Source organism: Duganella caerulea, from assembly GCF_040362985.1.
Classification (GTDB): domain Bacteria; phylum Pseudomonadota; class Gammaproteobacteria; order Burkholderiales; family Burkholderiaceae_D; genus Rugamonas; species Rugamonas vulcania.
This window is the reverse complement of sequence record NZ_BPWJ01000005.1, coordinates 362,949-385,797: the sequence shown is the minus strand read 5'-3', so window position 1 is coordinate 385,797 and position 22,849 is coordinate 362,949. Positions and strand designations below refer to the sequence as shown.

Genomic DNA, 22,849 nt, shown 5'->3' with positions numbered 1-22,849 from the left:
TATGCGACGACTCTGGTTATTGTTTGCGCAAACGGTGACCGTCGTATTGGCACTGTATTTCGTCTACACGGCGGTGGGGCCGGAACGGCTCGCGCCGGTGCGCTCGCAGCAGATCGGCAACGCCGACCATCCGGCCGTGACGCTGGAGGCGGGACCGGGTAAGGCGCCCGGCGTGGCGGTCGGTTCCTACCGGGCGGCGGCGGGGCGGGCCATGCCGGCCGTGGTCAACATCATCACCAGCAAGAAACCCAAGCGCGGCAAGCATCCGCTGCTGCGCGACCCCTTCTTCAAGAAATTCTTCGGCGACCGCGACCACGACGGCGAGAACGACGACGACGAGTCCAGCCTGGGCTCGGGCGTGATCGTCTCCGGCGAAGGCTACATCCTGACCAACAACCACGTGGTGGAGGCGGCCGACGAGATCGAGGTGATCCTGGCCGACGGGCGCAAGGCCGCCGCCAAGGTGGTCGGCACCGATCCCGAGACCGACCTGGCCGTCATCAAGATCGCGCTCGACAAGCTGCCGGTGATCGTGCTGGGCCAGGCCGAGCAGGCGCGGGTGGGCGACGTGGTGCTGGCCATCGGCAATCCGTTCGGCGTTGGCCAGACCGTGACGATGGGCATCATCTCCGCGCTGGGGCGCAACAACCTGCACATCAACCACTTCGAGAACTTCATCCAGACCGACGCCGCGATCAACTTCGGCAATTCCGGCGGCGCGCTGGTGGACGCCAACGGCAACCTGCTGGGGATTAACTCGGCGATCTATTCGCAGTCGGGCGGCTCGGTGGGCATCGGCTTCGCCATTCCGGTGTCGACCGCCAAGTCGGTGATGGAGGCCATCATCAAGTCCGGCCACGTGGTGCGCGGCTGGATCGGCGTGGAGACGCAGGAGATCACGCCCGAGCTGGCGTCGAGCTTCGGCTTGACGCGGCAGAGCGGCGCCATCATCGCCGGCGTGGTGCGCAACGGCCCGGCCGACAAGGGCGGCATGAAGCCGGGCGACATCCTGCTGTCGGTGGACGACAAGCCGGTGGCCGACACCAACGACATGCTCAATCTGATCGCCCAACTCGTTCCCGGCGGAAGCGCTAAAATGCGGATCTTGCGCAAGAGCCGCGAGACCACGCTCGAGATCACGGTCGGCAAGCGGCCGGCCGGCGCCAAATAAGGAACCTGAATGCACCTGCGTGACCTGACTCAATTTCTCAAGGAACTGGCGGACAACAACAACCGTCCCTGGTTCATCATGAACAAACCGCGCTACGACATCCTGCGGGAAGAATTCCTGCAGGTGGTGACGGAGATGATAGGCGAGCTGGGCAAGTTCGACGCCGCCGTCAAGTTCTGCAATCCGAAGAAGGCGATGTTCCGCATCAACCGCGACGTGCGCTTCGCGCATGACAAGAGCCCGTACAAGACGCGCTTCTCGGCCGCGGTGGCGCCGAACGATTTGCGCCGTCCGAGCAAGGCCGGCGGGCCGACGTATTACATGCAGATCGACGGCAGCGGCAAGCTGCTGTTTGGTGCCGGCGAATACATGCCGCCGCCGGCGCGGCTGAAGGCGCTGCGCCAGCACATGGTCGAGGACGCGGCCGGCTTCAGCAAGGTGCTGAAGAATAAAAAATTGAAAGCCACCTTCGGCGACATCCAGAACGAAGGCAAGCTGATGCGTCCGCCCAAGGGCTACGACCCCGAGCACCAGCACATCGAATACATCAAGCTGAAGAGTTTCTTTGTCTGGACCGAGGTCGACCTGCCGCTGAACAAGCCGGAGCTGCTGGTGCCGATGATCGCCAGCGGCCTGAAGGATGCCTACCCGCTGGTCGAATGGATGCGCGCCGCCAAGGAAGAGGCGGCCGAGGACTAACGCTTCACTTTTTCATCGCGGGGGTCGCGGGCCAGCAGGCGCGAGACCATCGCTTGCGGCTGGTCGCCGTCGAACAGCACGCCGGCCACCGCGTTGGTGATCGGCATGTCGACGCCCATCCGGGCCGCCAGTTCGCGCACGGCCTTGGAGCACGGCACGCCTTCGGCCACGTGGCCCAGCTCGTGCACGATGGCGTCCAGCGGCTTGCCCTGCGCCAGCCCGAGGCCGACGCGGCGGTTGCGCGACAGGTCGCCGGTGCAGGTCAGGATCAGGTCGCCCATGCCGGTCAGGCCCATGAAGGTTTCGGTCTGCCCGCCCAGCGCGGTGCCGAGGCGGGTGATTTCCGCCAGCCCGCGCGTGATCAGCGCGGCGCGCGCGTTCAAGCCCAGCCCCAGGCCGTCGGCCACGCCGGTGGCGATGGCCAGCACGTTTTTCACCGCGCCGCCCACTTCCACGCCGACCAGGTCTTCGCTGGAGTACACGCGGATATTGCCGCCGTGGACGGCCGCCACCACGCAGTCGCGCAACGCGGCCGAGTCGGAGGCGATGGTCAGCGCGCACGGCAGGCCCCTGGCCACTTCCTGCGCGAACGACGGGCCGGACAAGGCGCCGCCGGCCACGCCGGCGCCCAGCACTTGCCGCACGATCTGGTGCGGCAGCAGGCCGGTGCCGTATTCAAAACCCTTGCACAGCCAGACCACGTTCGGTATCGCCCGCGTCTTCAGCTGCTCCAGCAGCGGACGCAGGCCCGCCACCGGGCAGGCGGCGATCAGCAGGCTGTCCGGTCCGGCCACGTGGGCCAGCGCGGCGTCGAAATCGTCGGTGACCTGTAGGCCAGCGGGGAAGGGATGGCCGGGCAGGTAGGCGCTGTTTTCGCGCGCGCGCGCCATGTCTTGCATGGCGTCGCGGTTGCGGCCCCACAGCATGACGTCGTGACGCTGGGCCAGCGCCATGGCGACGGCGGTGCCCCAGGCGCCCGAGCCGAGCACGGCCACCTTGCGGACGGTGCCCGCGGCTTTGTTTGGATTATCTTGCATGGGACCTCATTCGACGCCTGATGGCGCCGCTACGGCAATTATATGCCCCAGACTTCGGAATTCTTGACGTAACCGACCAGGCCGTCGCGGTGACGCACCTTGAGCCAGCCGCCGGCGGCCGATTCGGTCACTTCCAGCAGTACGCCCTTGTCGGCGACGAACACCGGCGCGGCGCTGTCGTCCGGCGTGGCGCGGATCTTCAGGTTGGGCGTGCGGATGATGACGTTGCGCTTGGCGGTCAGGCCCTTGGCCTCGGTCCAGGCCAGCTCGCCTGTGACGTCGCGCACCTTGAGCCATTCGCCGTAGGCCAGCACCACTTCCAGCGGCGTGCCACGCGGTACGACGAACAGCTTGCCGCCCTTGGTCGATGGCGCGTCGTACAGGATCACGGGCGCGGCGCCTACCGTTTTGAAGTCGAACGCGTGCCCGGCGCTTACCGCCAGCATCAGGGTCAGACCGGCAATCAAACGGGGAAAAGTCATGGCTTACCTTGCAGAGGGACAGCGCGCGAAGGCGCGGCGTGTCGGGGTGATACCGCTGCCGGACGTGGCGTCCGGCAGCGTCATACTTCAGAAACGGCTTAGTGCGTGGTCGCGGCGCCGTCGGTTGCTGCTGGTGCTGCGGCGGCCGCGTCGGCGATCGCTTGCATGCGCTGCTGGTAGAACACTTCGAAGTTGATCTCGGCCAGGTGCACTGGTGGGAAACCGGCACGGGTGATCACGTCGGCGATGTTGGCGCGCAGGTAAGGGTAGACGATGTTCGGGCAACCGATGCCCAGCAGCGGATCGAGCTGCTCGGCTGGGATGTTGCGCGCTTCGAAGATACCGGCTTGCTTGCCTTCAACCAGGAAAGCGACCTTGTCTTTGACTTTGGCGGTCACGGTGATGGTGACGGTCGATTCGAACACGCCATCGGCCAGCGGCTCGGCGCCGACGTCCAGGGCGACTTCGATCGATGGCGCTTCCTGTTCCAGGAAGATTGCTGGGGAGTTCGGTTGTTCCAGCGACATGTCTTTCAGGTAGACGCGTTGGATTTGGAATACTGGTTGCAGGTTTTCGTCAGACATGGAACGCTTTCGTTATAGTGAAAACGAGCGGCACGCGCCGCTCGGAATATGTTGGCTTGGTATGGAGCTCAAATCAAACGCGAGGGCAATTGTATCAAAACCATTAAGATTTCAAACTATTTCTGCGGCCCTCTCGTTGTTATTTTGGGGCGCTTAGCCGTTTAACAAGGGGGTCAGGCGGCCGGCCTGCTCCAGCGCGTACAAATCGTCGAAGCCGCCGACGTGGGTTTCGCCGATATAGATCTGCGGCACGGTGCGGCGGCCGGTCTTTTCCATCATCAGCATGCGCTGTTGCGGATCCAGGTCGACGCGGATCTTTTCCAGCGTGGTCACGCCCTTGGCTTCCAGCAGGCGCTCGGCGCGCACGCAGTAGGGACATACGGCGGTGGTGTACATGATTACACGGGCAGTCATCTTGACCTCCTTATTTGGCCAGCGGCAAGCCGGCTTTTTGCCATGCGGCAATGCCGCCGTCCAGGTTGACCACGTCCGCGAAGCCGGCCTTGGCCAGCACGCCGGCCGCCGAGTTGGCGCGCGCGCCGCTCTGGCAGACCAGGACCACGCTCTTGCTCTTGAACTTGTCCAGTTCGCCAATGCGCTTGGACAGCTCGCCCAGCGGAATGTTCTTGGCATCCGGCAAGTGGCCAGCGGCAAATTCCGTTGCTTCACGAACATCCACAACGGTGGCTTTGCTGCGGTTGATCAACAGCGTCACCTCTTGCGCGCTGGCGCGTTTGCCGCGCTGCGTCAGTACCGGCCAGAGCAGGGCGCCGCCCGAGAGGACCACGATGGCGATGATGAAAATATTGTCAATGAAGAATTTCACAGGGTTCCAATGGTTTAAGTCAATGCGCGCATTATAAAATAGAAGCTGGAAGAGTTCTCGCAGTACCGGTTTTCCGTCCCGTTCAATCCTTTTTGAAGATAGTTCAAATGTATAAAATCGTATTCATGCGCCATGGCGAGTCCACCTGGAACCTCTCGAACCGCTTCACCGGCTGGACCGACGTCGACCTGACCGAGAAGGGCATCGCCGAAGCCAAGGCGGCCGGCAAGGTGCTCAAGGAATCCGGCTACACCTTCGACCTGGCTTACACCTCGGTGCTCAAGCGCGCGATCCGCACGCTGTGGCTGACCATGGACGAGATGGACATGATGTACCTGCCGGTCAAGAACGACTGGCGTTTGAACGAGCGCCACTACGGCGCGCTGCAAGGACTGGACAAGGGCGAGACCGCCGCCAAGTACGGCGACGACCAGGTGCTGGTATGGCGCCGCAGCTACGACACGCCGCCGCCGCCGCTGGCCGAGAACGACGACCGCGCCTCTTTCAACGACCCGCGCTACGCCGGCCTGGACAAGTCGCAGATCCCGCTGACCGAATGCCTGAAGGACACCGTGGCGCGCGTGATGCCGGCCTGGGACGAGGAAATCGCCCCGGCCATCCGCGCCGGCAAGAAGATCATCATCTCGGCCCACGGCAACAGCCTGCGCGCGCTGATCAAGATGCTCGACGGCATCAGCGATGACGACATCGTCGGCCTCAACATCCCGAACGGCCAGCCGCTGGTGTACGAACTGGACGCCGACCTGAAGCCGATCCGCCACTACTACCTCGGCGACGCCGACGCCATCGCCGCAGCGCAAGCCGCCGTGGCCAACCAGGGCAAGGCCAAGTAATTTGTCGCATTTTTCCTTACGAGGCTGGCGCGGCGCCGCCACCAGTGCGGCGCTGATGCTGATGATCCTGAACGGCGCGCACGCCGCGCCGTTCAGCAAGACCACCGAGCGCAGCAAGCAGAAAGCGGCGGCCGAGGCCGAGCGCGCCAGCCTGCAGCAGAAACTCAGCGCGCTCAAGAAAGACATCGGCAAGACCGAGAGCGCCAAGGACGACGCGGCCGACACGCTGGCCGAGTCCGAACAGGCGATCTCGGACGCCAACCGCTCGCTGCGCGATCTGGCGCAGGAGCAGGGCGACACCAACACCAAGCTGCAACAGCTCGCCGTCGAACACGACAAGCTGGCGGCCACGGTCGCCCAGCAGAAACAGCAGCTGGCCAAGCTGCTGCGCGAACAATACGTCGCCGGCAACGAGGACCGCATCAAGCTGCTGCTGTCCGGCGACAACCCCAACCGTATCAACCGCGACCTGCAGATGATGTCCTACGTGTCGCAGGCGCAGGCGCGGCTGCTGGACTCGCTGCGCGCCAACCTGAAGGCGGTCGAGGTCAACCAGGCCGAGGCGCAGAACGCCAAGGACGAGCTGCAGGAAATCGCGGCCGAGGAAATGGAACAGAAGGCCAAGCTGGAGCAGGAGAAGTCGCGCCGCGCCGCGCTGCTGGCTTCGCTGTCGAAGAAACTGGTGGCCCAGCGCAAGGAAGCCGGCAATGTCGAGCGTGACGAGCAGCGCCTGACCGGCCTGGTCGACAAGCTGGGCAAGCTGATCCAGGAGCAGGCGATCGCCGCCGCGGCCGAGAAGAAGCGGCAGGAACTGGCCGCCGCCCGCGCCAGGGCTGAAGCGGAAGCCAGGGCCAAGGCCGAAGCAGACGCGCGCGCGCTGGCCAAGGCCAAGGCTGCGGCCGAGGCGGAACGCCAGCGCCTGGCCAAGGCCAACGCCGCCAAGTCCGGCACCATCAAGCCGCCGCCGTCCAAGCCCGACGCCATCGACGCCGACGAACCGAAAGTGGCGCAGCAGCCTGCCCGCCCGCCGGAACCGGTCAAGCCGCCGCCGCGCGAGGAGGAACCGGCCAGGCCGGCGGCCAAGGCGGCGGATATCGCGCTGGCGCCGGCCGTGCCGTCCGGCGCGCCGTTCGCCAGCCTCAAGGGACAGCTGCGCGCGCCCGTCAGCGGCAAGATCGCCGCCAAATTCGGCACCAAGCGCGGCGACGGCCCAAGCTGGAAGGGGATGTTCATCCGCACCGGCGAGGGCGCCGAGATCCGCGCCATCGCCGGCGGCAAAATCATTTTCGCCGACTGGCTGCGCGGCTTCGGCAACATGATCATCGTCGACCACGGCGGCCAGTACTGGAGCATCTACGGCAATTGCGAGTCGCTGCTCAAACGGGTCGGCGACGTCGTCAAACCCGGCGACTCGATTGCCAGCGCAGGTAACAGCGGCGGCAACGAGGAATCGGGGCTATACTTTGAGCTTCGCCATCAGGGCACGGCATTCGATCCGGCTGGCTGGGTCAAGTTTTAAGGTTTGCGGAAAAAATGGGCAACAAAGTCAAGAGCATCGGCCTGATCGGCCTTGGGATGGTGGCCGGGGTTGCCGTCTCCCTGCAGTTTTCCGCCATCGCGCAAAAGGTCACCGGCTCGCCGCTGCCGCTGGAGGAGTTGCGCCAGCTGTCCGACGTCTTCGGCTTGATCAAGACCGACTACGTTGAAAACGTCGACGACAAGAAGCTGCTCACCGAGGCCATTTCCGGCATGGTGGCCTCGCTCGACCCGCACTCGGTCTACCTCGACAAGAAAGCCTTCCGCGAAATGCGCGAGACCGTGGCCGGCAAATTCGTCGGCATCGGCATCGAGGTCGGCATGGAGGACGGCTACATCAAGGTGGTCTCGCCGATCGAGGATTCGCCCGCGTTCAAGGCCGGCATCAAGACCGGAGACCTGATCACCCGCATCGACGGCACGCCGATCAAGGGACTGACGCTGGATGAAAGCGTCAAGAAGATGCGCGGCGAGCCGCACTCCAAGGTCACCGTCACCATCAGCCGCAAGGACGAGGACAAGCCGCTCAACCTGACCATCGTGCGCGAGGAGATCCGCGTGCAGAGCGTCAAGGCCAAGATGATCGAGCCGGGCTACGCCTGGCTGCGCATCTCGCAGTTCCAGGAGCCGACCGTCGAGGATATGGCGCGCAAGCTCACCGCCCTGTACGCGCAGGACCCGCACATCAAGGGCCTGGTGCTGGACCTGCGCAACGATCCGGGCGGCGTGGTGCCGGGCGCGATCGGTGTCTCGGCCGCCTTCCTGCCCAAGGACTCGGTGATCGTCTCGACCAACGGCCAGCTGCTCGACTCCAAGCAGACCTTCTACGGCCGCAGCGAGTTCTATTCCACGCGCGCCAAGAACGATCCGCTGGCCAAGCTGCCGGCCGCGCTCAAGGATGTGCCGATGGTCGTCCTGGTCAACGCCGGTTCGGCGTCGGCCTCGGAGATCGTCGCCGGCGCGCTGCAGGACTACAAGCGCGCCACCATCATGGGCACGCAGACCTTCGGCAAGGGCTCGGTGCAGACGCTGCGCCAGCTGACCGCCGACACCGCGGTCAAGCTGACCACGGCGCGCTACTACACGCCGCACAACCGCTCGATCCAGGCGCGCGGCATCGTGCCGGATTTGATGGTCGATGAAACCGCCGACGGCGACGGCTTGAACAGCCTGCGCGTGCGCGAATCCGACCTGCAAAAGCACCTGAACAACGACAAGGACCCGGACGGCGACAGCGCCGCGCAGAAGGCCCTGACCGCGCAGCGGGACGAGCTGGAAGACGAGCAGCGCGCGGCCTCGCTGGCGAAGAAAGCCAAGCCGGTGGAATTCGGTTCCAAGGACGACTTCCAGCTGGCGCAGGCGATCAACCACTTCAAGGGCTTGCCGGTCAAGCTGTCGAAGGTGGAGGCGGCGCCCGCCGCCGGCGGCGAGGTTGGCGAGATCAAGTCGGACAGCAAGCCGGCCGTCAAGCCAGCCGCCAAGCAGGATTCCAAGCCCAAGGCCAGCGACAAGAAGCCGGCCCTGAAACAACCCGTGACCCAATAACGGCGGGCGCGCCGCCGGCCTGAGACGATGAACGACTCGCAACTGCTGCGCTATTCGCGCCACATTCTCCTCGACGAAATCGGCATCGAAGGCCAGCAAAAGCTGCTGGCCGCGCATGCGCTGGTGATCGGCGCCGGCGGCCTCGGATCGCCGGCCGCCATGTACCTGGCGTCGGCCGGCGTCGGCCACATCACGCTGGTGGACAACGACACCGTCGACCTCACCAACCTGCAGCGCCAGATCGCCCACACCACGGAGCGGGTCGGCCAGCCCAAGGCCGAATCGGCGCGCATCACGCTGGCGCAGATCAATCCCGAGATCGAAGTCACCGCGCTGACCGAGCGCGTGGACGACGCCCGCCTGGCCGAACTGGTGGCGCGGGCCGACGTGGTGCTCGACTGCACCGACAACTTCGCCACCCGCCACGCCGTCAACCGCGCCTGCGTCGCGCTGGGCAGGCCGCTGGTATCGGGGGCGGTGATACGTTTCGACGGCCAGGTCAGCGTGTTCGATCCGCGCGGCGGTGCGCAGCCCTGCTATTCCTGCCTGTTCCCGCAGGACCAGAAGTTCGAGGACGTGGCCTGTTCCACCATGGGCGTGTTCGCGCCGCTGGTGGGCGTGGTGGGCGCGATGCAGGCGGCCGAAGCGCTCAAGCTGCTGATGGGCGTGGGCGCCTCGCTGGCCGGGCGCCTGTTGATGCTGGACGGCCTGCACATGGAGTGGACCAGCATCGGTGTGGGACGCAATGGCGATTGCCCGGTCTGCGCAAAAAAATAACACTAAACGGAAGGAGACTATCTTGCTGATGAAACGACTCGCTGTACTGCCGCTGGCGCTGTCCATGGCGTTCGCCGCGCAGGTGGCCACCGCCGCCGCCAACATCAAATACCTGATCATCGCCGAAAACGGCAAGCAGATCGGCGAGCAAGCCGTCGAGCGCCAGGACGACGGCCTGACCAAGGTGCGTTTCATCTTCAAGAACAACGGCCGTGGCCCGGAACTGACGGAGCAATTCCGCATGGGCGCCGACGGCGTGATGACCGAGTACAGCGTCAAGGGCAACTCCACCTTCGGCGCGGTGGTCGACGAGCGCTTCGCGCGCACGGGCGGCCAGGCCGAATGGAAGTCGACCTCCGAGCAGGGCACCAAGGCCGTCAGCGGCCCGGCCGGCTACCTGCCGCTGAACGGTTCCTTCGAAACTGTCTCCGCCTACATCACCGCGCTGGCCGCGGCGCCCGAGCATAAACTGGCCCTGCTGCCATCGGGCACGCTGTCGCAGACCGTGCTCGATACGCTGGAAGTCAGCAGCGGCAGCGGCGCGAAACAGACCGTGCAACTGGTGGCGCAGACCGGCGTCGGCTTGTCGCCGGCGTTTTACTGGGCCACCACCGGCGCCAGTCCGCGCCTGTTCGGCGTGATCATCCCCGGCTTCGCCAACATGCTGGAAGAGGGCTGGCAGGGCGCCGCGCCGGAGCTGGCCGTGCGCCAGAAAAAAGCCGAGAACCGCATGCTGGAAGAGCTGGCGGCCAGGCTGCAGCACCCGCTCACCGGCCTGACGCTGGTGCGCAACGCCCGCGTGTTCGACAGCGACAAGGCCACCGTCGGCGCCCCGTCCGACATCTACGTGCTGCGCGGCCGCATCACCGCCGTGCTGCCGGCCGGCTCGCCGGTGCGCGAGGCCGACAACACCATCGACGCCGGCGGCCGCATCGTGCTGCCTGGCCTGTTCGACATGCATGGCCACGTGGACCGCTGGTCCGGCGCGCTGAACATGTCCACCGGCGTGACCAGTGTGCGCGATATGGGCAACGACAACAAGCAGTTGCAGGCGATGCTCGACGAAACCGCGGCCGGCAAGCTGCTGGCGCCACAGGTGGTGCCGGCCGGCTTCCTGGAGGGCGAGAGTCCGTTCAGCGCCAACAACGGCTTCGTCATCAAGGACCTGGCGGGCGCGAAGGAGGCGGTCGACTGGTACGCGGAGCGCGGCTATCCGCAGCTGAAGATCTACAACTCCTTCCCCAAGGCGATCCTGAAGGACACCGTGGCCTATGCCCACAGCCGCGGCATGCGGGTGTCCGGCCACATTCCGGCCGGCCTGCGCGCGCAGGAGGCGCTGGACGCCGGCTACGACGAGATCCAGCACATCAACCAGGTGCTGCTGAACTTCCTCGTCAAGCCGGATACCGAGACGCGTAACCTGAACCGCTTCCTGCTGCCGGCCGAAAAAGTGGCCGACATGGACTTCAACACCAAGCCGTTCAAGGACTTCGTGGCCGGCCTGGTGAAAAAGCAGATTTCGATTGACCCGACCATGTCGGCCTTCGCTTTCATCCAGCAGAAGGACGGCGACCTCAATGAACCCTACCGCGCCTTCGCCGCCAACATGCCGCCGGACGTGGCGCGCAGCCTCGCGGTCGGCGCCATGAAGATCGACGGCGACGCCACCCTCAAGCGCTACCAGAAGTCCTACGGCAAGATGGTGGAATTCGTCGGCATCATGTACAAGGCCGGTGTGCCCATCGTGGCCGGCACCGACGATATCGCCGGCTTCACGCTGCATTCGGAGCTGGCGCTGCTGGTCAAGGCCGGCCTGACGCCGGCCCAGGCCCTGCAGGTGGCGACCCGCAACGGCGCCCGCTACACCCGCACCAGCAACGACCGTGGCAGCATCGCGGCCGGCAAGCTGGCCGACCTGGTGCTGGTGGATGGCGATCCAACCAAGGATATCGCCGACGTGCGCAAGGTGGCGGCGGTGATCACGCGCGGTTACGTGATCTACCCGCGCGAGATCGACGCCGCGCTGGGCATCGCGCCGTTCGTCCAGAACGCGCCGCAGGTGGCCAGAACCTCGGCCGCCGTGGCGGAGATCAACGGTGCCGGCAACGAGGGCGCGCTGCGCCGCATCGACGCCACCGCCCGTCAGCGCGATTGAGTAAATCGCGGTAAAAACCGGACGCGAGGCGTGTCCGGTTAAGCGCTGTTTAAGCCTGCCGGCGCAAAAATCGTTCTCTGGTTTCGCTGGCGGCGGCGATTCGGCCTTATACTCTGCACTCACTTTTACCTGTTATCGAATATGAAAAAACTCTTCGTCCCCCGTCGTGCCGCCGCGCGTGGCTTTACGCTGATTGAAATCATGGTGGTCGTGGTCATCATGGGTGTGCTGGCGGCGCTGGTGGTGCCCAAGCTGCTCAGCCGCACCGGCGAATCGAAAGTCGCCGCGGCCAAGGTCGATATCGCCACCGTCATGCAGGCGCTCAAGCTGTACAAGCTGGATAACCAGCGCTACCCGACCACCGAGCAAGGCCTGCAGGCGCTGCTGACCAAGCCGACCACCGGCCCGGCCGCCAATGGCTGGAAGTCCGGCGGCTACCTGGAAAAAATGCCGAAAGACCCTTGGGGCAATCCATACCAGTTCCTCTCGCCCGGCATCAAGGGCGAGGTCGATGTGTTCTCCTACGGCGCCGACGGCGCGCCGGGCGGCACCGGCGACGATGCCGACATCGGCTCCTGGGATAACTGATCGCAGGGGGACCACGGCTCATGCGCGCCGCCCGCCAGCGTGGATTCACGCTGATCGAACTGCTGGTGGTGATGGTCATCCTGGGCATCACGCTTGGGCTGGTGTCGCTCAACGCGCTGCCGGGCCAGAAGCAGTCCTTGCGTGAGGACGCGCAGCGCATCGCGCTGCTGCTGCAACTGGCACGCGACGAGGCGATCGTGCGCAACCGCCAGATCGCCTTCGAGGCGGGGCCGGACGGTTACCGCTTCCTGATCCGCAACGAGCGGGAATGGACGCTGGCGGTGCAGGACGACCTGCTGCGCGAGCGCGAATTCAAGCACGGCCCCATCACGCTGATGCTGGATCCGCCGCCGAGCATCCCGGACGCCGGCAACCTGCGCATCGTCTTCGGCCGCGAGCCGGTCGACAAACCCTTTGTGCTGACCCTCAGCGGCGGCGATGCCAGCATCGCCATCCGCGCCGACGGCATCGGCCATTTCACGGTGGACTAGATGCGCCTTCAACGACAACGCGGCTTTACCCTGCTGGAAGTGCTGGTGGCGCTGGTGATCGTCGGCACGGCGCTGGGCGCCTCGCTGCGCGCGGTCGGCAGCCTGACGCAGAACAGCAATGGCCTGCGCGGCGCCATGATGGCCACCTGGTCGGCCGAGAACCGGCTGGTGCAGCTGCGCCTGACGCGCCAGTTCCCGGCGGTCGGCAAACAGACCTTCGAATGCCCGCAGGGCGACATGAAGCTGATGTGCGAAGAGGAAGTGATCGCCAGCCCGAACCCGCGCTTCCGCCGGGTCGAGGTCAGCGTCTACGACCAGGCCGCGCCGGAGCGGCGCATCATCAAGCTGGTCCAACTGGTGCTGAACCAATGACGGCCCCGATGCGCCGCCGCGCGCGCGGCTTCACGCTGATCGAGCTGCTGGTGGCGATTTCGATCCTCGCCATCGTCGCGGTGCTGGGCTGGCGCGGTTTGGACGGCATCATCCGCTCGCGCGGCGCGCTGACCGCGCAGATGGAGCAGACGCGCGGCCTGCAGCTGGCCTTCGCCCAGCTGCAGAGCGATTGCGCCAACCTGGTGCCGCAGGCGCTGATCGGCACCCGCGCCATCCTGCGCGCGGAGGACGGCCGCATCACGCTGGTGCGCATGTCGCTGGGCGAGAACGAGCCGACGCGCTTGCAGGTGGTGTCCTACCGCGTGCGCGACGGCGTGCTGACGCGGCGCGAATCGGCCAGCACGCGCGACCTGGTGCAGCTCGACACGCTGTGGCAGGCCGCCACCGGCGACGCCGATCCGGCCGATGGCGTGGCGCTGCAGTCGGGCGTGCAGCGCATGACGGTGCGCTTCTGGACCACGCAGGGCTGGGTGCCGGCGGCCGGTGTGATGCCAGCCCCTCCCGCCCCGGCGGTGGGAGCGCCGAGCGGCATGGAAGTGTCGATGAACCTGGACGGCGTGGAAGTACCGATGATTAAATCCTTCCTGCTGGGGGCCCTATGAAGCTGCGGCGCCAGCGCGGCGTGGCCGTCATCACGGCGCTGCTGTTGACCACACTGGCGGTGACCATCGTCGCCAGCCTGTTCTGGCAGCAGCAGGTGCAGGTGCGCTCGATGGAGAACCAGCGCCTGCAACTGCAGACCCGCTGGATCGTGCGCGGCGCGCTCGACTTGAGCCGGTTGGTGCTGTACCAGGACCACCTGGATTCGCCAACGGTCACGCAGCTCAACGGGGTCTGGGCCACGCCGCTGGAAGAAACGCGGCTGGACGACTACATCGAACGCGAACGCGCCGAGGCGGAGAATTTCAACGCCACGCTGTCCGGCAAGATGATCGACGCGCAGTCGCGTTACAATCTTGCCAATCTGGCCGTCAACCACGGAGTCAAGCCCGACGAGTTGAAGGTGTTCGAGCGGCTGCTGACCAACCTGCGGCTCGATCCGTCGCTGGCGCAGGCGGTGGCCACGCAGGTGGCAAACGCGCAGACGGCGGCGCCGCCGGGACCGGGGGGGACAGGAGGGCAGCCGCCGCAACCGGCGCAGACCTCGGGGCCGCAGCCGGTCGACCTGTTGCGCGTGGAGGATCTGCTGGCGGTGAGCGGCTTTACGCCGCAGATGGTTGAGAAGCTGCGCGACTTCGTCATCATCCTGCCGGAGCGCGGAACGGAGTTGAACGTGAATACCGTGCCGGCCGAACTGCTGTCGGCCATGTGCGAGCAGCTGTCGTTGTCGGATGCTGCAGCGATTGTAAATACGCGGCAGCGCGCTTATTTTCGCGACAAGGCGAATTTCAATGCGCTGCCGCAGCTGTCCGGTGGCGACAAGCTGCCGAGAACGAATTACGACGTCAAGAGTCGCTACTTCCTGGCCTACAGCCGGGTGAGGCTGGACCGGGCGGCGCTGGACGCGCAATCCCTGCTGGTGCGGGCGGCCAACGGCATCACGACGGTGGTCTGGATACGGGAATATTAGAACTGGCATGAACGAAAGCGAGACCCTTTGACTACACTACTTATCCGCTATCCGGCCAAGGCCAGCGTCGACAGCGGCGCGGCCCAGACCTGCCCGTTCGCGCTGGTGGGCGACGGCGGCAACCTGCTGCAGCAGGGCGTTTCCCCGCTGGGCAACCTGTCGGACCTGGTGGCCTCCGCGCGCCGCGTGGTGCTGCTGCTGGCCGCCGCCGACGTCACGCTGCTGCGCGTGGTGGCGCCGCCATTGTCCGCCGCGCGCCTGAAAGCCGCGCTGCCGGCGCTGGTGGAGGAACAGGTGCTGGGCGATCCGGCCGACTGCGTGCTGGCGGCCGGCGCCGCCGACGCCGACGGCGGCCGCACGGTGGCCGTGGTGCAGCGCAGCTGGATCGAAGTGCTGGTCAAGGCGCTGCTGGCGCAGGGCGCGCATCACGTCTCGGTGCTGCCGGCGCAACTGTGCCTGCCGTTCCAGCCGGGGTCCGTGTCGGCCGCGTTGAGCACCGGCGACGCCGGCTTCGAACTGATACTGCGCCAGTCGCAGACCATGGGCATGGGCCTGACGCTGCCGGCGCAGCCGCAGGCCGCGCTGCAGACGCTGCGCGCGATGGCGGGCGACGAGCCGGTCACGCTGTACCTGGCGCCGGCGCAGATGGCGCAGTTCGCGCCGCTGGTGGCGACGGCGGACGCCGGCCACGGCGTCACGCTGATGGAAGACCACTGGGCGCACTGGGTGGCCGCCTCGCGCTCGGCGGGGCTGGACCTGGCGCCGGCATTGGGCGCCACCGGCGCCAACGCGCGCCAGTGGCAGCGCTGGCGCTGGCCGGTGCGCATCGCCGTGCTGGCGCTGCTGGTCAACGTGGCGGGGCTGAACATCGAATGGCTGCGCCTCAAGCGCGAGGCCGGCGCGGTCAGCCAGTCCATGCTGCAGACCTTCAAGGCCGCCTATCCGAACGAGCCGGTGATCCTCGACCCGGCCGCGCAGATGCGCAAGAATATCTCGCTGGCCAAGGCCGACGGCGGCCAGCCCGCCGCCGACGAATTCACCGCGCTGAGCGCCGCCCTGGGCGAGGCGCTGGGCGCCTTGCCGCGCAAGGACATCATCGCCACGCTGGAGTACCGCGACCGCGCGCTGCAGATCAAGGTCAAGCCCAACACCGTCGATAGTGGCACGCTGGCGCAGCTGCGCTCCGCGCTGGCCGCGCGCAAGCTCGATCTGTCGGAAACCAATCCGGGCGCCTGGCAGATACGTCCGTCGAGCGGCGCGGGCGGAGGAAAATCATGAACAAACTGACCCAAACGATACAAGACTATCGCGGCCGCGCCTCGGCCTTCTGGATCGAACGCACCGAGCAGGAACGCAAGTTCCTCGGCGTCGGTGGCGCGGTGCTGGGCGTGGCGCTGTTTTATTCGGTGCTGATCGCGCCGGCGCTGGACGGCGGCGCCAAGCTGCGCAAGTCGCTGCCCGAGCTGCGCCAGCAGGCCGCCGAGCTGCAGGCATTGGCGCTGGAGGCGGCCGCGCTGCGCGGCCAGAACACCATCGCCCCGTCGCCGATGACGCGCGAGATGCTCAACGCCGGCCTCGCCGCGCGCGGGCTGACCACGCAATCGGTGTCCGTCACCGGCGAATACGCCAAGGTGCAGATGAACGGCGTGCCATTCCCGGCGCTGATCGCCTGGTTGGACGCGATCCGCACCGAGAGCCGCATCGCCGTCTCGGAGGCCAACATCAGCGCGCAGGACACCGCCGGCATGGTCAACGCCACGCTGACGCTGCGCCAGAACGCGGGCGGCCGGTGATGCGAAAAGGCTGCCCATGAAGCGCCTCGTGCTATGGTTGCTGACCATCGCGCTGAGCGTGGCGGCCACGCTGGCGGTGTTCTTCCCGGCGGCCTGGCTAGGATCGCTGGTGGAGACGCGCACGGGAGGACGTTTGACGCTGGGGGACGCGCAGGGTACGCTGTGGCGCGGTTCGGCCTTTATCGGCGGCGCGGCCAGCGGCAACAGCCCGGTCACGCCGCTGCTGCCGGGCCGTTTCAGCTGGAAGATTTCGCCGCTGGCGCTGGTCGGCATGGTCGACCTGCAGCTGGAGAACAGCGAGGCGCTGGCGCAGCCGCTGACCTTCAAGGGCAGCTGGTCGCAATGGCAGCTCAGTCCATCGGCGCTGCTGCTGCCGGCCGAGGGCCTGGCCGGCCTGGGCGCGCCGCTGAACACCGTGGCGCCCAGCGGCACGATGCGGCTGTCGTGGACCGCGCTGGAGCTGGCACTGGCCGACCGCCAGGTCGCCATCAACGGCCGCACCACGCTGGAGATGACGGACATGGCCTCGCGGCTGTCGTCGGTGCGGCCGCTGGGCAGCTACACGCTGGCGCTGGACTGGCATGGGCAGTCGGCGGCGCTGACGCTCAATTCCGTCAAGGGTCCGCTGTTGTTGAGCGGCTCCGGTAACCTGAATAACGGCCGCCTGCGGTTTTCCGGGCAGGCCGAGGCAGCAAAAGGATTTGAAGAGCAGCTGGCCAACCTGTTGAATTTGCTGGGCCAGCGCAAACCGAATAGTGACCGCAACATCATCGCTTTAGAGTTCCACTAAGTTCAGATAAAAGTTCAGACAATGAAAAAACAGTCCGTGAGCAAATCCACCCTTCCCGCGCTGCGCCGCCTGAGCGCGGGCGCGATGCTGTGCTGTGCGACGAGCGTCGTGCCGGTCGTGACGCCGTTGCTGGTGCTGCTGCCCGCCACCGCCCACGCCGCGGCCGACGACGCCGCGCTGAACTTTGTCGGCGCCGACATCGAGTCGGTGATCAAGGCGGTCGGCCACTACACCAACATCACCTTCGTGATCGACCCGCGCGTCAAGGGCACGCTGACGGTGGTGTCGGAGAAGCCGGTCACCAAGTCGCAGGCGTTCGGCCTGCTGACTTCCGCGCTGCGCCTGCAGGGCTACGCGGTGGTCAGCGGCGACGGCTACGCCAAGGTGGTGCCGGAGGCGGATGCCAAGCTGCAGGCCGGCCCGACCCAGGTCGGCGCCAGCCAGGCCTCGGCCAAGGGCGACCAGATCGTCAGCCAGATCTTCCATCTGAATTATGAGTCGGCGGCCAACGTGGTGACGGTGCTGCGTCCACTGATCTCGCCCAACAACACCATCAACGCCAACCCGGGCAACAACACCGTGGTGGTCACCGACTACGCCGACAACGTCAAGCGCCTGGCCAAGATCGTCGCCGCGCTGGACGCGCCGGCGGTCGCCGACCTCGATGTGATCCCGGTGCGCTACGCCATCGCCAGCGACCTGGCGGCCATGGTCAACAAACTGATGGACTCCGGCGGTGGCGCCGGCGACGCGGGCAAGACCAGCGTGCTGGCCGATCCGCGCACCAATTCGCTGATCCTGCGCGCGCCGTCGGCGGCGCGCTCCAACCTGGCCAAGTCGCTGATCGCCAAGCTCGATCAGCCGACCCAGGAACTGGGCAACGTCCACGTGGTCTACCTGAAGAACGCCGAAGCGGCCAAGCTGGCGCAGACGCTGCGCAGCGTGGTCTCGGGCGACACCTCGGCGGCCAACGCCACCGGCGTCGGCACCGGCCAGACCGGCCAGGGTGGCCTCGGTGGCCAGGGCCAGGGTGGTTTGGGCGGCCAAAGCAGCAACACCGGCAGCGGCATGGGCTCCAACAGCTCCGGCATCAGCTCCGGCCCATCCAATCCGCTGCTGAGCGGCTCCGGCCAGCAGCAGCAGGGCGGCGGCGGCGGCACGGCAGGTTTCATCCAGGCCGATTCCACCACCAACACCCTGATCATCACCGCGCCGGAATCGGTGTACCGCAACCTGCGCGCCGTGATCGACCAGCTGGACGTGCGCCGCGCGCAGGTCTACATCGAATCGCTGATCGTCGAGGTTTCGTCCGACAAGGCCTCCGAATTCGGCATCCAGTGGGTGGGCGCGACCGGCAACGAGAACAGCACCTACCGTGTCGGCGGCCTGCAGTCGTATTCGAGCGGCGGCAACAACATCGGCACGCTGGCCAGCCAGCTGCTCAACAAGGGCACCGGCACCACCACCACAGGGCCGACGCTGCCCGGCGCGGGCCTGACCATCGGCGTTTTCAAGCAGGTGGCCGGTGGCCTGGGACTGGGCGCGCTGGCGCGCTCGCTGGAATCGGACGGCAACGCCAACGTGCTGTCGACGCCTAACATGATCACGCTCGACAACGAGCTGGCCACGATCTCGGTCGGCCAGAACGTGCCTATCCTGACCGGCCAGTTCACCACCACCTCCGGCACCAACAACAATCCGTTCCAGACCATCGACCGCAAGGAAGTGGGCCTGACGCTGAAAGTGCGTCCGCAGATTTCCGAGGGCGGCACGGTCAAGCTGGCGATCTATCACGAGACCTCCAGCGTCGACAAGACCACGCTGACGGCGGCCGCCGGCATCACCATCAACAAGCGCGTGATCGAGAACAACGTCATCGCCGACGATGGCCAGATCATCGTGCTCGGTGGCCTGATCGAGGACACCGAGGGCGACGGCGTGGACAAGGTGCGCGGCCTGGGCGACATTCCGGTGCTGGGCAATCTGTTCAAGTACCAGACCCGCACCCGCAAGAAGACCAACCTGATGGTGTTCCTGCGCCCGGTGGTCATCCGCAGCAAGGAGCAGAGCACCTCGCTGGCGACCGACCGTTACGACTACATGCGCGGCCAGCAGGAGTCGATCCAGCCGCCCGAGAGCATCCTGGTCAAGGATCTGGGCCAGCCCTTGCTGCCGACGCTGAAGGACGGCGCGCCGCTGGGCGGGACGATGGTGCGTCCGCTGCCGGCCGCGCCGACACCGGTGCGCGAACCGGGCGCCGGCGAACCAACCAAGCAGCAGTGATATGAGCAATCTCCTTCCATACGCCTTCGCCCGCGACTTCGTGGTGCTGGCGCAGCAAAGCGACGAAGCCGAACACACGGTGGACGTGCTGGTCTGCGGCGCCACCGCGCCCGCGGCCATCGCCGAGGTGTCGCGCCGCTTCGGCCGCATCCAGCTCAAAAGCATGCCGCGCGCCGACCTGGAAACGGCCATCGCCGCGGCCTACGCCAGCTCGGGCGGCAACGCCTCGATGGTGGCCGAGGAATTCGACGCCGACCTCGATCTGACCAAGCTGCTGCAGGACGTGCCGGCCATCGAGGACCTGCTGGAATCGTCCGACGACGCGCCGGTGATCCGCATGATCAACGCGCTGCTGACGCAGGCGCTGCGCGACAGTGCCTCCGACATCCACATCGAGCCGTTCGAACAGACCTCGGTGGTGCGCTTCCGCGTCGACGGTTCGCTGCGCGACATCGTCCGTCCGCGCAAGGCCATCCACGGTTCGCTGATCTCGCGTATCAAGATCATGGCGCAGCTGGACATCGCCGAGAAGCGCCTGCCGCAGGACGGCCGCATCACGCTGCGCATCGGCGGCAAGCCGGTGGACGTGCGCGTGTCGACGCTGCCGACCGGCCACGGCGAACGCGCGGTGCTGCGTTTGCTGGACAAGGAAGCGGGCCGGCTGGACCTGAACCACCTGGGCATGAGCGAGACCATGCTGCCGCAGTTCGACGCGCTGATCAACCAGCCGCACGGCATCGTGCTGGTGACCGGGCCGACCGGCTCGGGCAAGACCACCACGCTGTACGCCGCGCTGTCGCTGCTGAACGCGGCCACCACCAACATCATGACGGTGGAAGACCCGATCGAATATGACCTGAACGGCGTCGGCCAGACCCAGGTCAACCCGCGCATCGACATGACCTTCGCCAAGGCGCTGCGCGCCATCCTGCGCCAGGACCCGGACGTGATCATGATCGGCGAGATCCGCGACCTGGAAACCGCGCAGATCGCGGTGCAGGCCTCGCTGACCGGCCACCTGGTGCTGGCCACGCTGCACACCAACGACGCCGCCGCCGCCGTCACGCGCCTGCTGGACATGGGCATCGAACCGTTCCTGCTGTCGTCGTCGCTGCTCGGCGTACTGGCGCAGCGGCTGGTGCGCAAACTGTGCGGCAGCTGCAAGACCTTCGACGGCCAGCAGTGGCACGCGGTGGGCTGCGAGCATTGCGGCCACACGGGCTACCAGGGCCGGGTGGGCGTGTACGAATTCCTGCAGACCACGGAGCAGATCCGCGCGCAGATCCACAACCGCGCTTCCGAGGCCGAGGTCAAGGCGGCGGCGCTGGCGGGCGGCATGCACACCATGCGCGAGGACGGCGAACGCTGGCTGGCCGCCGGCATCACCACGCAGGCCGAGCTGCTGCGCGTGACCAAAGACTAGGCGACCGACGATGCCCGCATTCCGTTATGAAGCCGTCGACGCCAGCGGCGCCACCAAGAAGGGCGTGCTCAATGCCGACAGCGCGCGCTCGGCGCGTTCCGAGCTGCGCACGCAAGGCCTGGTGCCGCTCAAGGTGGACGCCATCGCCGCGCAGGTCGACGCCGCCGGCGTGGCCAAGAGCCGCGGTTTCGGCGAGCGCCTGTCGGCCACCGAGCTGGCGCTGTTCACGCGCCAGCTGGCCAGCCTGCTGGAGGCGGGGCTGCCGCTGGAGCAGGCCTTCACCGCCTTGCTGGAGCAGGCTGAGCGCCCCTACATGCGCGACCTGATCGCCTCCATCCGCTCCGAGGTGATCGGCGGCGCCTCGCTGTCCGACGTGCTGGGACGCCATCCGCGCGACTTCGCCGAGATCTACCGCGCGCTGGTCGCCTCCGGTGAGCAGATCGGCCAGCTGTCGCGCGTGCTGTCGCGCCTTGCAGACTACATCGAGCGCCGCAACGCCTTGATCCAGAAGGTGCGGCTGGCCTTCACCTATCCGGCCATCGTCACTGTGGTGGCGTTCTCCATCGTGATCTTCCTGCTGACCTACGTGGTGCCGCAGATCGTCTCGGTGTTCGCCAACACCAAGCAGAAGCTGCCCATCCTCACCATCATCATGCTGGCGGTGTCGGACTTCGTGCGCAACTACGGCATCGTGGTGGCGATCCTGCTGGTGGGCGCGTGGTTCATGTGGCGCCGGGCCTTGCAGAACCCCGCGCTGAAGCGGCGCTGGCACACCTGGTTGTTGACCGCGCCGCTGTACGGCAAATTCGAGCGCAGCCTGAACACGGCGCGCTTCGCCAGCACGCTGGCGATCACCACCGGTTCCGGCGTGCCTATCCTGCGCGCGCTGGAGACCAGCCGCGACACGCTGTCCAACGTCGCCATGCAGGAGCTGGTGGAAGAGGCCAGCGACGCGGTGCGCGAGGGCGTGAGCCTGGCGCGTTCGCTGTCGGCGCAGAAGCACTTCCCGCCAATGCTGATCCACATGATACGGGCCGGCGAAATCACCGGCGAGCTGCCGGCCATGCTGGACCGCGCCGCCGCCGCCCAGGAGGCCGACCTGGAACGCCGCACGCTGACCATCGCCGGCCTGCTGGAGCCGGCGCTGATCCTGGCGATGGGCGTGGTGGTGCTGCTGATCGTGCTGGCGGTCCTGATGCCTATCATCGAAATTAATCAGCTGGTACGCTGAGGAAGTAAAGAGAACCATGAAGCGTTTGCCATTATTCGTTACCGTCCTTGCCGTGGTGCTGTTGTCGGCGTCGCTGGCCTACTGGGGCCTGCAGTTGTTCAAGCCGCAGCAGCGCGCCATCGCCGCGCCGCCGCAGCAGGTGGCGCCGCCGTTGAACATCGAGGCGGCCAAGGGCCTGTTCGGCGGCCAGATCACCGTGGCCGCCGTCAGCAACTACCAGTTGAAGGGCGTGGTCGCCGCGCGCGGCCAGGACAGCGCGGCCATCATCGTGGTCGACGGCCAGCCGCCGTTGGCGCTGGGCGTGGGCCGCGAGGTGGTGCCCGGCGTGACCGTCAAGGAAGTCCATCCGAACTACGTGCTGCTGTCCGAGGGCGGTGCGCTCAAGCGCGTGGAGCTGGCCAGCGATGCCGGCCCCGGCGCGGGAGCCAATGCGCCGCAGTCGCTGTTGCCCGGCGCGGGCCAGCCGCCGCTGCCGCCGATCGCGCCGCCGCTGGCGCCGCCGCCACAGCAGCAACCGCCGCCGCAGCAACAGCCGCCACAGCAGCAGCCGCAGCAACCGCCGCCGCGTTCCAGCGTTTCCGGCACCATCGTCGCTCCCGATCGTACTCAATAGGCCGTCCC

General features: G+C 66.8%; 24 protein-coding genes. 19 read left to right on the top strand and 5 right to left on the bottom strand.

Annotated elements, in window-relative coordinates; all coding sequences use genetic code 11:
• The first annotated feature begins 1 nt into the window (after window position 1).
• Window positions 2-1,171, top strand: a complete 1,170-nt coding sequence (locus tag ACUJB0_RS17480) for a Do family serine endopeptidase (protein WP_444846301.1) — start codon at window positions 2-4, stop codon at window positions 1,169-1,171.
• A gap of 9 nt (window positions 1,172-1,180) precedes the next feature.
• Entirely contained in the window at window positions 1,181-1,870 is a 690-nt protein-coding gene (locus ACUJB0_RS17475; RefSeq protein ID WP_444846300.1) for a DUF2461 domain-containing protein, read from the top strand.
• Here the strand turns inward: ACUJB0_RS17475 and ACUJB0_RS17470 are convergent.
• The 5 genes from ACUJB0_RS17470 to ACUJB0_RS17450 all read right to left on the bottom strand — a co-directional run bounded on the left by ACUJB0_RS17470 (window position 1,867) and on the right by ACUJB0_RS17450 (window position 4,799).
• Complete coding sequence (locus tag ACUJB0_RS17470; RefSeq protein WP_444846299.1) at window positions 1,867-2,907, bottom strand: NAD(P)H-dependent glycerol-3-phosphate dehydrogenase; 1,041 nt, start codon at window positions 2,905-2,907, stop codon at window positions 1,867-1,869. The two genes, ACUJB0_RS17475 and ACUJB0_RS17470, sit on opposite strands and share 4 nt — an antisense overlap.
• Before the next feature lie 38 nt (window positions 2,908-2,945).
• Window positions 2,946-3,389: an SH3 domain-containing protein gene (locus tag ACUJB0_RS17465; protein ID WP_444846298.1), complete on the bottom strand. Its 444-nt coding sequence runs from the start codon at window positions 3,387-3,389 to the stop codon at window positions 2,946-2,948.
• A gap of 98 nt (window positions 3,390-3,487) precedes the next feature.
• The gene (gene secB, locus ACUJB0_RS17460; protein WP_117012620.1) at window positions 3,488-3,973 is read right to left on the bottom strand and encodes a protein-export chaperone SecB; all 486 of its coding nucleotides are present in this window, start codon (window positions 3,971-3,973) and stop codon (window positions 3,488-3,490) included.
• A 153-nt stretch (window positions 3,974-4,126) separates the two neighbouring features.
• On the bottom strand, window positions 4,127-4,387 hold the full coding sequence (grxC, locus tag ACUJB0_RS17455) for a glutaredoxin 3 (protein ID WP_444846297.1): 261 nt from the start codon (window positions 4,385-4,387) through the stop codon (window positions 4,127-4,129).
• 10 nt (window positions 4,388-4,397) lie between these two features.
• Window positions 4,398-4,799, bottom strand: coding sequence for a rhodanese-like domain-containing protein (locus ACUJB0_RS17450; RefSeq protein ID WP_161084661.1), 402 nt, complete (start codon window positions 4,797-4,799; stop codon window positions 4,398-4,400).
• 107 nt (window positions 4,800-4,906) lie between these two features.
• Here ACUJB0_RS17450 and gpmA point away from each other — a divergent pair, with 107 nt between their 5' ends.
• From gpmA to ACUJB0_RS17365, 17 genes are all read left to right on the top strand, one after another.
• A complete protein-coding gene (gpmA, locus tag ACUJB0_RS17445; protein ID WP_117012623.1) occupies window positions 4,907-5,653 on the top strand; it encodes a 2,3-diphosphoglycerate-dependent phosphoglycerate mutase in 747 nt (248 codons plus the stop codon).
• 61 nt (window positions 5,654-5,714) lie between these two features.
• Window positions 5,715-7,172: a murein hydrolase activator EnvC family protein gene (locus ACUJB0_RS17440; RefSeq protein WP_444846506.1), complete on the top strand. Its 1,458-nt coding sequence runs from the start codon at window positions 5,715-5,717 to the stop codon at window positions 7,170-7,172.
• 14 nt (window positions 7,173-7,186) lie between these two features.
• Complete coding sequence (locus ACUJB0_RS17435) at window positions 7,187-8,734, top strand: S41 family peptidase (protein ID WP_444846296.1); 1,548 nt, start codon at window positions 7,187-7,189, stop codon at window positions 8,732-8,734.
• A 27-nt stretch (window positions 8,735-8,761) separates the two neighbouring features.
• Window positions 8,762-9,511 carry a HesA/MoeB/ThiF family protein gene (locus tag ACUJB0_RS17430; RefSeq protein WP_444846295.1) on the top strand — a complete coding sequence of 250 codons (750 nt, stop codon included), beginning with the start codon at window positions 8,762-8,764 and terminating at the stop codon, window positions 9,509-9,511.
• Window positions 9,512-9,539: 28 nt separating this feature from the next.
• Window positions 9,540-11,666: an amidohydrolase family protein gene (locus ACUJB0_RS17425; RefSeq protein ID WP_444846294.1), complete on the top strand. Its 2,127-nt coding sequence runs from the start codon at window positions 9,540-9,542 to the stop codon at window positions 11,664-11,666.
• A gap of 141 nt (window positions 11,667-11,807) precedes the next feature.
• Complete coding sequence (gene gspG / locus ACUJB0_RS17420; protein WP_117012626.1) at window positions 11,808-12,254, top strand: type II secretion system major pseudopilin GspG; 447 nt, start codon at window positions 11,808-11,810, stop codon at window positions 12,252-12,254.
• 20 nt (window positions 12,255-12,274) lie between these two features.
• Window positions 12,275-12,745, top strand: a complete 471-nt coding sequence (locus ACUJB0_RS17415; protein WP_161091723.1) for a GspH/FimT family pseudopilin — start codon at window positions 12,275-12,277, stop codon at window positions 12,743-12,745.
• The gene (gene gspI, locus ACUJB0_RS17410) at window positions 12,746-13,117 is read left to right on the top strand and encodes a type II secretion system minor pseudopilin GspI (RefSeq protein WP_117012628.1); all 372 of its coding nucleotides are present in this window, start codon (window positions 12,746-12,748) and stop codon (window positions 13,115-13,117) included.
• The gene (locus tag ACUJB0_RS17405) at window positions 13,114-13,740 is read left to right on the top strand and encodes a PulJ/GspJ family protein (protein WP_444846293.1); all 627 of its coding nucleotides are present in this window, start codon (window positions 13,114-13,116) and stop codon (window positions 13,738-13,740) included. Before gspI ends, ACUJB0_RS17405 begins: the two co-directional genes overlap by 4 nt.
• Window positions 13,737-14,708, top strand: a complete 972-nt coding sequence (gene gspK, locus ACUJB0_RS17400; RefSeq protein ID WP_444846292.1) for a type II secretion system minor pseudopilin GspK — start codon at window positions 13,737-13,739, stop codon at window positions 14,706-14,708. The genes ACUJB0_RS17405 and gspK overlap by 4 nt, the downstream gene beginning before the upstream one ends.
• 27 nt (window positions 14,709-14,735) lie before the next feature.
• On the top strand, window positions 14,736-15,986 hold the full coding sequence (gene gspL / locus ACUJB0_RS17395; protein WP_444846291.1) for a type II secretion system protein GspL: 1,251 nt from the start codon (window positions 14,736-14,738) through the stop codon (window positions 15,984-15,986).
• Window positions 15,983-16,501 (top strand): type II secretion system protein M, encoded by a 519-nt coding sequence (locus tag ACUJB0_RS17390; RefSeq protein WP_444846290.1) that lies wholly within the window; start codon window positions 15,983-15,985, stop codon window positions 16,499-16,501. Before gspL ends, ACUJB0_RS17390 begins: the two co-directional genes overlap by 4 nt.
• A gap of 16 nt (window positions 16,502-16,517) precedes the next feature.
• Window positions 16,518-17,291 carry a type II secretion system protein N gene (locus ACUJB0_RS17385; RefSeq protein WP_444846289.1) on the top strand — a complete coding sequence of 258 codons (774 nt, stop codon included), beginning with the start codon at window positions 16,518-16,520 and terminating at the stop codon, window positions 17,289-17,291.
• Between the two features lie 21 nt (window positions 17,292-17,312).
• On the top strand, window positions 17,313-19,574 hold the full coding sequence (gene gspD / locus ACUJB0_RS17380) for a type II secretion system secretin GspD (RefSeq protein WP_444846288.1): 2,262 nt from the start codon (window positions 17,313-17,315) through the stop codon (window positions 19,572-19,574).
• Window position 19,575: 1 nt separating this feature from the next.
• On the top strand, window positions 19,576-20,997 hold the full coding sequence (gene gspE, locus ACUJB0_RS17375; protein WP_444846287.1) for a type II secretion system ATPase GspE: 1,422 nt from the start codon (window positions 19,576-19,578) through the stop codon (window positions 20,995-20,997).
• A 10-nt stretch (window positions 20,998-21,007) separates the two neighbouring features.
• Window positions 21,008-22,228, top strand: coding sequence for a type II secretion system inner membrane protein GspF (gene gspF, locus ACUJB0_RS17370; RefSeq protein ID WP_161091715.1), 1,221 nt, complete (start codon window positions 21,008-21,010; stop codon window positions 22,226-22,228).
• A 16-nt stretch (window positions 22,229-22,244) separates the two neighbouring features.
• Window positions 22,245-22,841: a type II secretion system protein N gene (locus ACUJB0_RS17365; RefSeq protein ID WP_444846286.1), complete on the top strand. Its 597-nt coding sequence runs from the start codon at window positions 22,245-22,247 to the stop codon at window positions 22,839-22,841.
• Window positions 22,842-22,849: the final 8 nt, after the last annotated feature.